We start from the raw sequence: 13,269 nt of genomic DNA, 5'->3' as shown, positions 1-13,269 counted from the left end.
GTCACCCGAGTCCGCCCGCGGGGGGTCCCGTCCTGCTTGTTCCGGTTGCTCCGCTCCGGAGCCGTCGGGCCCCGCACCGTCGCCTCCCGCCCGGGCGGCGAGTAGCCTCGCGCTCATGCGAGCGATCACTATCCCCGAGCCCGGTGGCCCCGAAGCACTTGTCTGGGCGGACGTTCCCGATCCGGAGCCCGCCGAGGGCGAGGTGCTGATCGAGGTCGTGGCCAGCGCCGTGAACAGAGCCGATCTGCTGCAGCGTCAGGGCTTCTACGACCCGCCGCCCGGCTCCTCCCCGTACCCGGGTCTTGAGTGCTCCGGCCGGATCGCCGCGCTCGGCCCCGGGGTGCACGGCTGGGCCGTCGGCGACGAGGTGTGCGCGCTGCTGGCGGGCGGCGGTTACGCGGAGAAGGTCGCCGTCCCGGCCGGCCAGGTGCTCCCGCTGCCGACCGGGCTCGACCTGGTCTCGGCCGCCGCCTTGCCCGAGGTGGCCTGCACGGTCTGGTCGAACGTCTTCATGATCGCGCACCTGCGGCCCGGTGAGACGCTGCTGGTGCACGGCGGCTCCAGCGGCATCGGCACGATGGCGATCCAGCTCGCCAAGGCGGTCGGCGCCCGGGTCGCGGTCACCGCGGGCGGCCCCGAGAAGCTGGCCCGCTGCGCGGAGTTGGGCGCGGATGTCCTCATCGACTACCGCGAGCAGGACTTCGTCCAGGAGATCCGCAAGGCCACCGACGGCAAGGGCGCGGACGTCATCCTCGACATCATCGGCGCCAAGTACCTCCAGCGGAACGTCAAGACGCTGGGGGTCAGCGGACGGCTCGCGATCATCGGGCTGCAGGGCGGCGTGAAGGCGGAGCTCAATCTCGCCGCACTGCTGAACAAGCGTGCCGCGATCACCGCCACCAGCCTGCGCGCCCGCCCGCTGAACGAGAAGGCGGCCATTGTCGCGGCCGTACGGGAACATGTCTGGCCGCTGATCGGCAACGGCCAGGTCCGGCCGATCGTGGACCGTACGCTGCCGATGGCGGATGCCGCCGAGGCGCATCGCGTGGTGGACGCGAGCGTGCATGTCGGCAAGGTCGTGCTGACGGTCTGAGCGCCGCCCCTCCCCTCCCGGTCGTCACCCGATCGCCATGTCCGGAATGCCCGGAGAGTGGCCACATGTGACTCTGAGTACGTCACTCGACGGCTCGGCACGGGAGGGGCAACGGCTGTGGCTCCACGACTCCGTACGCGCATCACCACCGGCCTGCTGGCGGCCGCCGCCGTTCTGCCCGTCCCGCTGGCAGCCACCGCCGCGACCGCCTCGGGCGGGTGGGCCACACCGATCGACCGCCCCCCGGACCTCATCCGGCAGCAGGCTTCCCGCCCGCAGGCGCCGCCCGGCAGCTACGCGGCGGACCCCGCGCTGGCCGGCAGCCTCGCGGGAGCGGGCCGCGGTCACCCCGGCCGTCCGGAGTCGATGACGCAGGCGCAGCAGAACGCGGGCTCGGGTGCTCTCGCGCGGCCGGACTCCGCCCCTCGCCCGCCGGAGAACCCCGAGGCGTTCTCGGACCGGCCGCCACGCGCCCCGAACGAGCCACCCGGGCGCCCGCCGCGGGCCCAGCACCCGCGGGCCCCCTCAGGGCCGGAGGCCACCGCGCCGGCCCCGTCGGCCTCCGCTCCGGAACCCGGCGGTGCCGCCACCGATTTCCCGGACTCCCCCGACCTGTCGGCCCCGCCCGACGCGGACGGCGCCGAGACCCCGGCGAGTCCGTCCGGCCCCACCCCTCCGGCCTCCGACGAGGCCGCGTCCTCTCCGGCGCAGCCGCCGTCCGAGGGGGACCGTGATCTCGCGGGCCGACTGGCCCGGCGCCCGTACGAGCCGCTGCCCCCGATGCAGTCGCCCAGCACGCCCGAGCGGCAGCCCGGCTCCGAGCTCGGAACCACCGACAACGGCCCGGCCACCCCTGCGAGCCCGTACGCGATGGACGCCCCGGTCTCCCGGGTCGAAAGAGTCCTGCCGCTGGGCGCCGGCCTCGCCTTCACCGGCCTTGGCCTTGCCTTCTTCGGCCTCCGGCTGCGGCGCCGCTGAATCCCGCCCGTTTCACGTGAAACGGTGCCGGGGTTTCACGTGAAACGCCGCGTCGGTGGCCGGCGCCTCGGTTTCACGTGAAACGCCGCCGCGAAACCGTCTCGAATCCGGGCCTCTGTGCTCCTCTTCCAGGGGCACCACCGCTCTTGAGTGCCGGTACGAGAGAATGGCGGCATGGATATGCCGATGAACGAACGGTCGCAGGAGAACCCGCACGTCCTGGTTGTCGGCCCGGACGGCATGGCGCTCGGCAGCGCCGGTTCCGGTGGTGGGGACGACGGCGAGGAGTCCCGCGAGATTCCGGTGACGGAGATGGTCGAACAGCCTGCCAAGGTCATGCGCATCGGCAGCATGATCAAGCAGCTGCTGGAAGAGGTGAAGGCCGCTCCGCTCGACGAGGCGAGCCGGGTCCGGCTCAAGGAGATCCACTCCAGCTCGGTCAAGGAGCTGGAGGACGGGCTGGCGCCCGAGCTGGTGGAGGAGCTGGAGCGGCTCTCCCTGCCGTTCACCGATGAGTCGGTGCCGACGGAGGCGGAACTGCGTATCGCCCAGGCCCAGTTGGTGGGCTGGCTGGAGGGCCTCTTCCACGGCATCCAGACCGCGCTGTTCGCCCAGCAGATGGCGGCCCGCGCCCAGCTGGAGTCGATGCGCCGCGCACTGCCCCCTGGCGCCCCGACGGACGGCGAGGAGCACCTCGGCCATGGCGGCGCCCGCTCGGGCCCGTACCTCTAGATCTCGACGCCGTACCTCTGGGACTCGGGCCGGTACGTCTGAGACTCGAGCCTTTCAGCGACCCGCGGTAAGAGCGGTAAGAGCAGCCGGGGCCGGCACGCTGTGTGCGTGCCGGCCCCTCTTTCCTGCCTGTGCCCGAGTCAGTTGTGCCCGGACGCGACGGTCAGTCGGATCGTCTCGCCGCTCTTCGGGTCCCACCTGCTGACGGACGTCGGTGACTGGTCGACGACCTGGTTCTTGGGCGTGTACGGCCGGTCCTCTTCCGTGACCGTGTACTTCCAGTGCGCCGCGTCGAGACACGCCTTCACCGAGTCCAGGTTCTTGTAGGTGAAGGACGGGAAGAAGATCTTCTCCGGTTCGCTGGAGAGGTAGTCCGGGTCGGTGCACTCGGACAACGCGATCGTCTTCGTCTTGTCCTCGGGAGTGACGCTCTCGCTGGGCGACGACGAGTAGGAATACGTCGGGTCGTCGGTCGGCTCCTCGCTGCCACCGGCGCTGAGGCCGATGCCGATGGCTATCGCGGTGACCACGACCACGCCCACGATCGCCGAGACGACGATCACCGGTGCGTTGCTCTTCCGCGGCCCGGGGCCGCCCGCGGCCGGCATCACGGGCGTCGTGGGCGGCGGGGTGTACGGCGCCGGGGCCTGGAAGCCGCCGGCGTTGAACGGCGTGGGGGTCGGCGCGGGCGCCGGCGTCGGGTAGGGGTTGTTCACCGGCGGGGGCGTCGAGGGGCCGAAGGCCGCCGCCTGCGTCGGCTGGTACGGCTGCTGTACGTTCGGCGGCGCCGGGGTGTGCGGATTGCCGCCGGTCGTCGGGAACACCGCGGAGGAGACCGACGAGCCGCTGGTGCGCGCCTTCGGACCCTCGCCGATGATCAGCGGCGTCGCCCCCGACTGCGCGGACCCGGCGATCCGCAGGCACTCGTCCTGCATCGCCTCGGCGGTCGGGAACCGTTCGTTGGGGTTCTTCTTCAGCGCGCGGGCCACCAGGGCGTCCACGGCGGGCGGCACCGAGCGGTTGATGCTCGACGGAACCGGCGGCTCTTCCTGGACGTGGGCGTAGGCGATGGCGAGCGGGGAGTCCGCGTCGAACGGCAGCTGGCCGGTCAGCAGCTCGAAGAGCATGATGCCGACGGAGTAGAGGTCGGAGCGGGCGTCCACACCGCGACCCAGCGCCTGCTCGGGCGACAGATACTGCGGGGTGCCGACGACCATGCCGGTCTGGGTCATGGACGTCACACCGGACTGCATGGCGCGGGCGATGCCGAAGTCCATGACCTTCACGACATTGCGCTTGGTCATCATGACGTTGCCCGGCTTGATGTCCCGGTGGACCAGGCCCATCTCGTGGCTCGCCTCGAGGGCGGCGAGCACATCGGCGGTGATCTTCAGCGCCTTTTCCGTCGGCATCGCGCCATGCTGGGCGATGTCGGCGTCGAGCTCCGAGCGCAGCGGCTTCCCGGAGACGTACTCCATGATGATGTACGGCACCATGCCGCCGTCGAGCTGGTCCTCGCCCGAGTCGAAGACCGAGACGATGTTGGTGTGCGTGAGCTTCGCCACGGACTGCGCCTCGCGGCGGAAGCGCTCACGGAACGCCTGCTCGCGGCCGAGCTCGGTGTGCAGTGTCTTGATCGCGACCTCGCGGTCGAGCACGGTGTCGTACGCGAGGTGCACGGACGCCATTCCGCCGGCCCCGAGAAGATCACGAAGCTGGTAACGTCCTCCGCCGACCGAACGGCCCTCGTATTGGCCTTGAGCGCCGTCCTGGCTCATGGTTCCGCATCCCCCTAGGCGCACTGCCCGTACGTATAGCGATCAAAATCTGGAATTCCGCAGCCAAGTCTGCCGTAGGCCCTGGACACGTCAAGCCGTGTGCCCGTTCCGTGACCAGATGTGCAAGATCCGGTCACGGTGATGAGACGTTTTGTGGCTTCGATTACCCCTGGTGAACTTGCCACTCCTGGCATGCAGAGGGTTTGCTGTTCGGTCCACGACGGACCGGTGGGTGTCGCGGAGCCTGTAGCGTGCTCTAGCGAAGACCGAGACCTTACCGCTTACATGCGGATCGATTCGACGGCGAGGACCGATGGCACCGACGCAGAGCCCACAGGGCCCGTCCGACCCTGAGGCCACCGGCTCCAATATCCCCGATTCACCGGAGATGTGGGGCAACGGCGGGCTGGTCGGAGACGGCCGCTACCGGCTCACGCGCCGGCTCGGCCGGGGCGGCATGGCGGAGGTTTTCGCCGCCGAGGACGTACGCCTGGGCCGTACCGTCGCCGTGAAGCTGCTGCGCGCCGATCTTGCCGAGGACCCGGTGTCCAAGGCCCGCTTCACGCGCGAGGCACAGTCCGTGGCCGGGCTGAACCACCATGCGGTGGTCGCGGTCTACGACTCCGGCGAGGACTTCGTCGGCGGCAACACCGTGCCGTACATCGTGATGGAGCTGGTCGAGGGCCACACCATCCGCGATCTGCTGCTCAATGCCGACGCCCCGCCGCCGGACCAGGCGCTGATCATCGTCTCCGGTGTGCTGGAGGCGCTGGCGTACAGCCATCAGCACGGCATCGTGCACCGTGACATCAAGCCCGCGAACGTGATCATCACGCACAGCGGCGCGGTCAAGGTCATGGACTTCGGCATCGCCCGTGCCCTGCACGGCGCGCAGTCCACGATGACCCAGACCGGCATGGTCATGGGCACGCCCCAGTACCTCTCCCCGGAGCAGGCGCTCGGCAAGACCGTCGACACCCGCTCCGACCTCTACGCCACCGGCTGTCTGCTGTACGAACTGCTGGCACTGCGGCCGCCGTTCACCGGTGAGACTCCGCTTTCGGTCGTCTACCAGCATGTTCAGGACATGCCGGTGCCGCCGTCCGAGGTCGCCGAGGCGGTCCCGCCGGAGCTGGACGGCCTGGTCATGCGGTCGCTCGCCAAGGACCCCGACGACCGTTTCCAGACCGCGGAGGAGATGCGCGGCCTGGTCCAGTACTCGCTGCAGATGCTGAACGAGCTGGGCGGCCACACCGGCACCTGGAACACCGGCCCCGTCGCCACCCACGAGGGCGGCAGCACCCCGGCCATGGGCACCGCCGCGACCACCGCGCTCCCGCACCCGGAGGCCGGGGCCACCAAGGCGAGCCCGATCCTGCCGCCCGGTATGCGGGCGGACGACGGCGGCTTCGAGGGCGGGCAGCGTCCTGCCAAGCGGGGCCGCGGCAAGGTCTGGCTGATCGCGGCGCTCGCGATGATCGCCATCGCGATGGGTGTGGCGTTCGCGGTGCAGAACACCAAGGGCACCGACCACAAGAAGGATCCGGGCACCTCGCAGTCGCCGTCGCCCTCGAAGGAGGACGAGACCACCGAGCCGCCGACGGAGGAGCCGACCACGCCGGAGACACAGCCCGGCGACGCGAGCGGCGGTGACACGTACACCGAGGAGCCGACCGAGGCGCCGACCACGCCGGAGACCTCCGAGCCGACCACCGAGGAGCCGACGCCGAGCGACGAGCCCACGACTCCGGAACCCAGCGACAGCACCGACGGCGGGACCACCGACGGCGGTACGGACACCGGGACCACCGACGGTGGCACCATCGCCGGGACGGACAGCGGCGGGACCACCGACGGCGGCACGGACACCGGGACCACCGACGGCGGCGCGGACACGGGCACGACCGGCAGCACCACCGGCTGACCCGGACGCCGAATCTCACCACGGCGGGCCGGCCCAGGAATCCCTGGGCCGGCCCGCCGTTGCGTTCACCGTGGCCGGCGGCCGGTGAACGCGTCACGCACCGCCGCGTACTCGCGGGTCCACCACACCGCCAGTGCGGCCGCCGCGGGGAACTGCGGATCGGTGCGCCGATCGCCCAGGCGGTAGCGCCAGGTGAGCATCCAGAAGTCGTTCAGCCGCTCCCACCACACCCGGTGCACGGCCGCCGCCAGCTCGTCGGCGCCGGCCCCGCAGACGCCGCGGTAGGCGCCCGCGTACGCCGCCACCTTGGCCAGGTCGAGGGTGCCGCAGGGGCGTACGAAGAAGATCGCGGCGGCCCGTACCGCCTCCTCGGCCCGCGGCTGGACACCAAGCCGGTCCCAGTCGACGATCGCGGCCGGCTCCGCGCCCCGGTAGAGCACGTTCAGTGGATGGAAATCGCCGTGCACCCAGCCCGCCGCGGGCTCGGCGCCGGCCGCGGGGCGCCGGTGGGCCTGCCGTGCGAGCAGCGCCCTGCGCTCCAGCAGCCGGTGCTCGGCGAGCTCGTCGAAGCTGGTGCGGGGACGGGCGCCGCGGGCCAGCGCCAGCAGCTCGTCGATCATTTCGAAGGTCCGCGCGGGGTCGGCGGCGGCGTCCGCGTACGGCGGCTTGGGCGGGTGCGGGGCGTCCGCCATGACCTGCTCCAGGGCGGTGTGCACCAGCCCGAGGAGGGCGCCGAGCCGGCGGGACTGGCCGTGGGTCAGCGCGGCGCCGCCGAGGTGGCGGCCCGCGACCCAGGGGTGCAGCGCATAGCAGCGGCCCTCCAGGACGGTGACCGTACGGCCGTCCGCGTCGGCGACCGGCGGCGCGACCGGGAGTCCGAGGGCGGCGAGCCGCAGGGTGGCGCGGTGCTGGCGGGTGATGGCGGTGCGGTCGCCGTCGAGATGGTGCTTGAGGAAGTAGCGGCCGCGTGTGGTGGCGAGGAAATAGCCGTGGTTGAGCAGGCCCTCGGCGACCGGTTCGCACGACAGCGGCTCCCCGGCGCCGTCATAGCGGCGCAGCAGGGATCCGAGAGCGTGCCTGTCGGGCGTCGCCGCCGTCCGGACTACAGATGAGCGCAGCACGCGCCAGATGTTAGATCAACTGCGCCAGTCGGAGGAGGTGTGGAACAGAGCTTCACGCAGCGTGGCCGTGGCGGCAGCCGTCGCGCGGACCCTCACACGGGCTCCGCGCACCGGAAAACCGGCACGTCGGTGAGGCGGTGCAGGGTCACGAACTCGGGCGCGATGCGGAGGAAGACCGGCTCGAAGGGGACGCCGTCCGCGAGACGGGGGGTGCGGCCGAAGAGCGCGCGCTCGGCGGGGGTGGGGGTGACGACGCGGGCGGTGCCGGTGAACTGCACGGACCAGGTGTCGCTCGCGCCGCTGTTGATGTTGTCCGCCTCGTACGCGACGACGCTGCCGTCCAGTGCCCGGTGGTAGCCGTAGCCGCGGTGCAGCCGCAGGATCAGCTCGCCGTCCAGGACGAGATGCCGGGTGACGGTGGTGAAGGGCAGCGCCCGCCGGCTGGCCGACACCCGCCCGTAGGGGGTGCGGCTCAGCAGCTCGATGGCGCGGAAGTCGTCCGAGGGCATGGTGCTCAGAGTGCCGGGAGGGCACGCCCGTAAGTAGGGACCGGGGCCCCGAGAAGGCGGGACGTTGGTCCCGAATACCGCGGGCCGAACCCGCCGTCACCGCGGCTGCGGCAGATGCTGAAAGACCTGGTCAGCGGGTGTTGAACGTTCGCTCAGCGCTTTTCCGCCTGCATTCGCGCGACATACGCGGCGGCCTGGGAGCGGCGTTCCATACCGAGCTTGGAGAGCAGGCTGGAGACATAATTTTTGATCGTTTTCTCGGCGAGATGGAGGCGCTCGCCAATGGCCCGGTTGGTGAGTCCCTCGCCGATCAGATCGAGGATTCTGCGTTCCTGATCGGTGAGGTTGGCGAGCCGGTCGTCGCCCTTCGCGGTGTTGCCGTCGCGCAGCCGTTCCAGTACGCGGGCGGTGGCCACGGGGTCGAGCAGCGATTTCCCGGCGGCGACGTCGCGCACCGCGGAGAGCAGCTCACTGCCGCGAATGGCCTTGAGGACGTAGCCCGCCGCGCCGGCCATGATCGCGTCGAAAAGGGCCTCGTCATCCGCGAACGAGGTGAGCATCAGGCAATTGATTTCGGGGTTCTGGGAGCGGATCTCGCGGCAGACCTCGACGCCGCTGCCGTCCGGTAGCCGGACATCGAGTACCGCTACGTCGGGACGGGTCGCGGGGATCCTGACCAGGGCATCCGCGGCGGTGCCGGCCTCGCCGACCACCTCGATGTCCGCCTCGACCGACAGCATCTCGTGGACGCCGCGCCGGACGACTTCGTGGTCATCGAGCAGGAATACCGTGATTTTTCCGTCTTCGCGCACCGACCCAGTCTCACACACGAAAGTCTTCCCGTGCTCCAGGTCACCGATATAACGTGCCGTTGTCCCGGCGGCCTGCAACGCTGTGACCAGGAGTTGTTCCCAGCCCTCGCGATTTACTTGGAAATCCAAGCAAAATCGCAGGTCAGGGCCGTTTCCACTTAGGCTTTGACAATGGGTAACGTGCAATGAGCAGGCCACTGTCCGGGACGCTTTGTTCCACCCGGATCCGGCCGCGTTCGCACACACCCCGTGCGCCGTATCGGATACCGGGTGAGCCGCAATACGGCCACCGGCGGACCCCGGGGGCCGGACAGACGGAGGAGCAGCACGTGACCGTGGAAGGCACTGCGCAGCGGAAAAACGCCCGCGGCAGCAGCAAGCGCACCACCGCCAAAAAGACGACGCCGGCAAAGAAGGCGTCCCCGGCCAAGGCCCGCACCACCGGCCAGACCGAACAGGCGGAGCAGGATCAGCTCGTACAACTGCTGACCCCGGAAGGGAAGCGGGTCGAGCACCCGGAATACGCGATCGACCTTTCCCCCGAAGAGCTGCGCGGTCTCTACCGCGACATGGTGCTGACGCGGAAATTCGACGCCGAGGCGACCACCCTCCAGCGCCAGGGCGAACTGGGCCTGTGGGCCTCGCTGCTGGGCCAGGAGGCCGCCCAGATCGGCTCGGGCCGCGCCCTGCGCGACGACGACTATGTCTTCCCGACCTACCGCGAGCACGGCGTGGCCTGGTGCCGCGGCGTCGACCCGACGAACCTGCTGGGTATGTTCCGCGGTGTCAACCACGGCGGCTGGGACCCGAACAGCAACAACTTCCACCTCTACACCATCGTGATCGGCTCGCAGACGCTGCACGCGACCGGTTACGCGATGGGCGTGCAGAAGGACGGCGCGGATTCCGCGGTCATCGCGTACTTCGGTGACGGCGCCTCCAGCCAGGGCGATGTCGCCGAGGCGTTCACCTTCTCCGCCGTCTACAACGCCCCGGTCGTCTTCTTCTGCCAGAACAACCAGTGGGCGATCTCCGAGCCCACCGAGCGGCAGACCCGGGTCCCGCTCTACCAGCGCGCCCGCGGCTTCGGCTTCCCCGGCGTACGGGTCGACGGCAATGACGTCCTCGCCTGCCTCGCGGTGACGAAGGCGGCGCTGGAGCGGGCGCGTACCGGCGAGGGCCCGATGCTCATCGAGGCGTTCACCTACCGCATGGGCGCGCACACCACCTCCGACGACCCGACGAAGTACCGGGCCGACGAGGAGCGGCTGGCCTGGGAGGCCAAGGACCCGATCCAGCGGCTGCGGGCGTACCTGGAGGCCGAGGGCATCGTCGACGACGCGTATCTCGCCTCGATCGACGAGGAGAGCGAGGCCCTGGGCAAGCGGGTCCGCGAGGTCGTACGGGCGATGCCGGACCCGGACATGTTGGCGATCTTCGAGAACGTCTATGCCGACGGGCACGCGCTCGTCGATGAGGAGCGCGCGCAGTTCGCCGCGTACCAGGCGTCGTTCGCCGACGCCGATGCCGTCGCGGAGGGGAACTGACCATGGCAGTCTTCGAGAAGATCACCATCGCCAAGGCGATCAACGAATCGCTGCGGACCTCCATGGAGGCCGACCCCAAGGTCCTCGTCATGGGCGAGGACGTCGGCAAGCTCGGCGGCGTCTTCCGCATCACCGACGGCCTCCAGAAGGACTTCGGCGAGGACCGGGTGATCGACACCCCGCTCGCCGAGTCCGGCATCATCGGCACCGCGATCGGCCTCGCCCTGCGCGGCTACCGCCCGGTCGCCGAGATCCAGTTCGACGGCTTCGTCTTCCCCGCGTACGACCAGATCGTCACCCAGCTCGCGAAGATGCACGCGCGGGCGCTGGGCAAGGTCAAGGTGCCGGTCGTCATCCGCATCCCGTACGCGGGCGGCATCGGCGCGGTCGAGCACCACTCCGAGTCCCCCGAGGCGCTGTTCGCACACGTCGCGGGCCTCAAGATCGTCTCCCCCTCGAACTCCTCGGACGCCTACTGGATGCTCCAGCAGGCCATCGCGGGCGACGACCCGGTCATCTTCTTCGAGCCCAAGCGCCGCTACCACGACAAGTCGCGCCTGGACACCGAGTCGATCCCGGACCCGCTGCACAAGGCCCGGGTCGCACAGGCCGGTACGGACCTCACGCTCGCCGCCTACGGGCCGATGGTGAAGGTCTGTACGGACGTCGCCAAGGTCGCGGCGGAGGAGGGCAAGTCGGTCGAGGTACTCGACCTGCGCTCGATCTCCCCCATCGACTTCGACACGATCCAGTCCTCGGTCGAGAAGACCGGCCGCCTGGTCGTGGTCCACGAGGCCCCGGTCTTCTTCGGCGCCGGCGCGGAGATCGCCGCCCGGATCACGGAGCGCTGCTTCTACCACCTGGAGGCTCCGGTCCTGCGGGTGGGCGGCTTCCACGCCCCGTATCCGCCGTCCCGTCTGGAGGACGAGTACCTGCCGGGACTGGACCGGGTGCTCGATGCCGTCGACCGCGCGTTGGCGTACTGAGGGTTAGAGGAGAGTCGTGACCATGACTGCAGGGACCGCCGGCCCCCAGAAGACACAGCGCTTCCGCGAGTTCAAGATGCCCGACGTGGGCGAGGGCCTCACCGAGGGCGAGATCCTCAAGTGGTACGTCCAGCCGGGCGACACCGTCACCGACGGCCAGGTCGTGTGTGAGGTCGAGACGGCCAAGGCAGCCGTCGAACTGCCCATTCCGTACGACGGGGTGGTGCACGAGGTGCGGTTCGGCGAAGGCGAGACCGTCGACGTCGGCACCGTGATCATCTCGGTGGACACCGACCCCGGCGCCGGGCCGGCCACGGAGCAGCCGGTGGCCGCCCAGCCGCAGGCCGAGACCGAACCCACCGCACCCCCGGAGGAGGAAGCGGAGCCGCAGGGCCGCCAGGCCGTGCTCGTCGGATACGGCGCCGCCCCCTCGTCGACCAAGCGCCGGGCGCGCAAGCCGCAGCCGGGCGTGCCGACGCAGCCGGAGCCGGTACGCGGCGGGCTCCAGGCGGAGCTCAACGGGCATGCACCCGCTCCGGCCGCCGCTCCGGCGGCTCCCGCGCCGCTGGCCGCCCCGTCCGCTGGCCGGCCGCTGGCCAAGCCGCCGGTGCGCAAGCTCGCCAAGGACCTCGGCATCGATCTGGCGTCGGTCGTCCCGACCGGGCCGGACGGCATCATCACCCGCGATGATGTGCACGCCGCCGCGGCACCGGCTCCGGCGCCTTCGGTGGCCGCGCCGGTCGCCGAGGCGGCTGCCCCGGTCGAGGTGCCGGGTGTCGTGGTGCCGGGCGAGCGCGAGCGCCGGGTGCCGGTCAAGGGCGTACGGAAGGCCACCGCGCAGGCGATGGTCTCCAGCGCCTTCACCGCGCCGCATGTCACGGAGTTCATCACCGTCGATGTGACGCGGACGATGAAGCTGGTCCAGGAGCTGAAGCAGGACCCGGACATGGCCGGCCTGCGCGTCAATCCGCTCCTGCTCGTCGCCAAGGCGTTCCTGGTGGCCCTCAAGCGGCACCCGGAGGTCAACGCGGCCTGGGACGAGGCGAACCAGGAGATCGTCTACAAGGACTATGTGAACCTGGGGATCGCGGCGGCCACGCCGCGCGGTCTGATCGTCCCGAACATCAAGGACGCGGGCGTCAAGACGCTTCCCCAGCTCGCTGCCGAACTGGGTGAGCTGGTGTCCACCGCCCGTGAGGGCAAGACCTCTCCGGCGGCGATGTCCGGCGGCACGGTCACCATCACCAACGTGGGCGTCTTCGGCGTCGACACCGGTACCCCGATCCTCAACCCGGGGGAGTCGGCGATCCTGGCCTTCGGCGCGGTCAAGCTTCAGCCGTGGGTCCACAAGGGCAAGGTCAAGGCGCGGCAGGTCACCACGCTGGCGCTGTCCTTCGATCACCGCCTGATCGACGGCGAGTTGGGTTCCAAGGTCCTCGCGGACATCGCGGCGGTGCTGGAACGCCCGAAGCGGCTGATCACCTGGAGCTGAGCCGACAGGGCTGAGAGCAGCGGCAGGGGCGGTGTTTCACGTGAAACACCGCCCCTGCCGCTGTCCGCGGGCTTATCAGCTCCGGATGAGCTCCACCGCGCGGCTGAAGTGCGATACCGGGCCGGTCGGGCCAGACGGATCGGCGTGCGCGGCGCCGCGGGTCAGCGTGGCGCCGGCCCACAGTGCGGCGACGATCAGTGCCACCACGACGGCGTTCCGGGTGCGACGGCCGGCGTTCGTCCTGGGCTGCATGGTCAACTCCCCTTGAGTGGCGGAGCCTCCCGGCCCCGTGCCTCT

Annotated in this window: 12 protein-coding genes; 7 read left to right on the top strand and 5 right to left on the bottom strand. The window is 70.6% G+C overall.

Annotated elements, in window-relative coordinates; genetic code table 11:
- Positions 1 to 115: 115 nt before the first annotated feature.
- The 3 genes from FCH28_RS22725 (at position 116) to FCH28_RS22715 (ending at position 2,803) form a co-directional block, all read left to right on the top strand.
- On the top strand, positions 116 to 1,093 hold the full coding sequence (locus tag FCH28_RS22725) for an NAD(P)H-quinone oxidoreductase (protein ID WP_136741958.1): 978 nt from the start codon (positions 116 to 118) through the stop codon (positions 1,091 to 1,093).
- Between the two features lie 117 nt (positions 1,094 to 1,210).
- Positions 1,211 to 2,071: a hypothetical protein gene (locus tag FCH28_RS22720; protein ID WP_136741957.1), complete on the top strand. Its 861-nt coding sequence runs from the start codon at positions 1,211 to 1,213 to the stop codon at positions 2,069 to 2,071.
- A 174-nt stretch (positions 2,072 to 2,245) separates the two neighbouring features.
- Complete coding sequence (locus FCH28_RS22715) at positions 2,246 to 2,803, top strand: bacterial proteasome activator family protein (protein ID WP_187363898.1); 558 nt, start codon at positions 2,246 to 2,248, stop codon at positions 2,801 to 2,803.
- A 140-nt stretch (positions 2,804 to 2,943) separates the two neighbouring features.
- On the opposite strand, the gene FCH28_RS22710 is transcribed toward FCH28_RS22715, so the two are convergent.
- Positions 2,944 to 4,581 carry a protein kinase domain-containing protein gene (locus tag FCH28_RS22710; protein WP_136741956.1) on the bottom strand — a complete coding sequence of 546 codons (1,638 nt, stop codon included), beginning with the start codon at positions 4,579 to 4,581 and terminating at the stop codon, positions 2,944 to 2,946.
- 313 nt (positions 4,582 to 4,894) lie between these two features.
- Here FCH28_RS22710 and FCH28_RS22705 point away from each other — a divergent pair, with 313 nt between their 5' ends.
- Complete coding sequence (locus tag FCH28_RS22705; RefSeq protein ID WP_187363897.1) at positions 4,895 to 6,505, top strand: protein kinase domain-containing protein; 1,611 nt, start codon at positions 4,895 to 4,897, stop codon at positions 6,503 to 6,505.
- 65 nt (positions 6,506 to 6,570) lie between these two features.
- Here FCH28_RS22705 and FCH28_RS22700 read toward each other — a convergent pair whose 3' ends face one another.
- From FCH28_RS22700 to FCH28_RS22690, 3 genes are all read right to left on the bottom strand, one after another.
- A complete protein-coding gene (locus FCH28_RS22700; RefSeq protein ID WP_136741955.1) occupies positions 6,571 to 7,626 on the bottom strand; it encodes a phosphotransferase in 1,056 nt (351 codons plus the stop codon).
- 92 nt (positions 7,627 to 7,718) lie between these two features.
- Positions 7,719 to 8,135, bottom strand: a complete 417-nt coding sequence (locus FCH28_RS22695; RefSeq protein ID WP_136741954.1) for a pyridoxamine 5'-phosphate oxidase family protein — start codon at positions 8,133 to 8,135, stop codon at positions 7,719 to 7,721.
- A gap of 152 nt (positions 8,136 to 8,287) precedes the next feature.
- Positions 8,288 to 8,947 (bottom strand): response regulator, encoded by a 660-nt coding sequence (locus FCH28_RS22690; protein WP_136741953.1) that lies wholly within the window; start codon positions 8,945 to 8,947, stop codon positions 8,288 to 8,290.
- A 329-nt stretch (positions 8,948 to 9,276) separates the two neighbouring features.
- On the opposite strand from FCH28_RS22690, the gene pdhA reads away from it, so the two are divergent.
- The 3 genes from pdhA to FCH28_RS22675 are packed head-to-tail and all read left to right on the top strand — an operon-like array spanning position 9,277 to position 12,972.
- Positions 9,277 to 10,494 carry a pyruvate dehydrogenase (acetyl-transferring) E1 component subunit alpha gene (pdhA, locus tag FCH28_RS22685; RefSeq protein ID WP_136741952.1) on the top strand — a complete coding sequence of 406 codons (1,218 nt, stop codon included), beginning with the start codon at positions 9,277 to 9,279 and terminating at the stop codon, positions 10,492 to 10,494.
- A gap of 2 nt (positions 10,495 to 10,496) precedes the next feature.
- Positions 10,497 to 11,480, top strand: coding sequence for an alpha-ketoacid dehydrogenase subunit beta (locus tag FCH28_RS22680; RefSeq protein WP_136741951.1), 984 nt, complete (start codon positions 10,497 to 10,499; stop codon positions 11,478 to 11,480).
- A gap of 22 nt (positions 11,481 to 11,502) precedes the next feature.
- Entirely contained in the window at positions 11,503 to 12,972 is a 1,470-nt protein-coding gene (locus FCH28_RS22675) for a dihydrolipoamide acetyltransferase family protein (RefSeq protein ID WP_136741950.1), read from the top strand.
- Positions 12,973 to 13,047: 75 nt separating this feature from the next.
- Here the strand turns inward: FCH28_RS22675 and FCH28_RS38235 are convergent, their stop codons facing one another.
- A complete protein-coding gene (locus FCH28_RS38235) occupies positions 13,048 to 13,224 on the bottom strand; it encodes a hypothetical protein (RefSeq protein ID WP_169314222.1) in 177 nt (58 codons plus the stop codon).
- Between the last annotated feature and the right edge of the window lie 45 nt (positions 13,225 to 13,269).

It is taken from the genome of Streptomyces piniterrae, from assembly GCF_005048155.1.
Classification (GTDB): Bacteria; Actinomycetota; Actinomycetes; order Streptomycetales; family Streptomycetaceae; genus Streptomyces; species Streptomyces piniterrae.
Note: the sequence above shows the minus strand (reverse complement) of the source record. Positions and strands in the feature narration are given on the sequence as shown.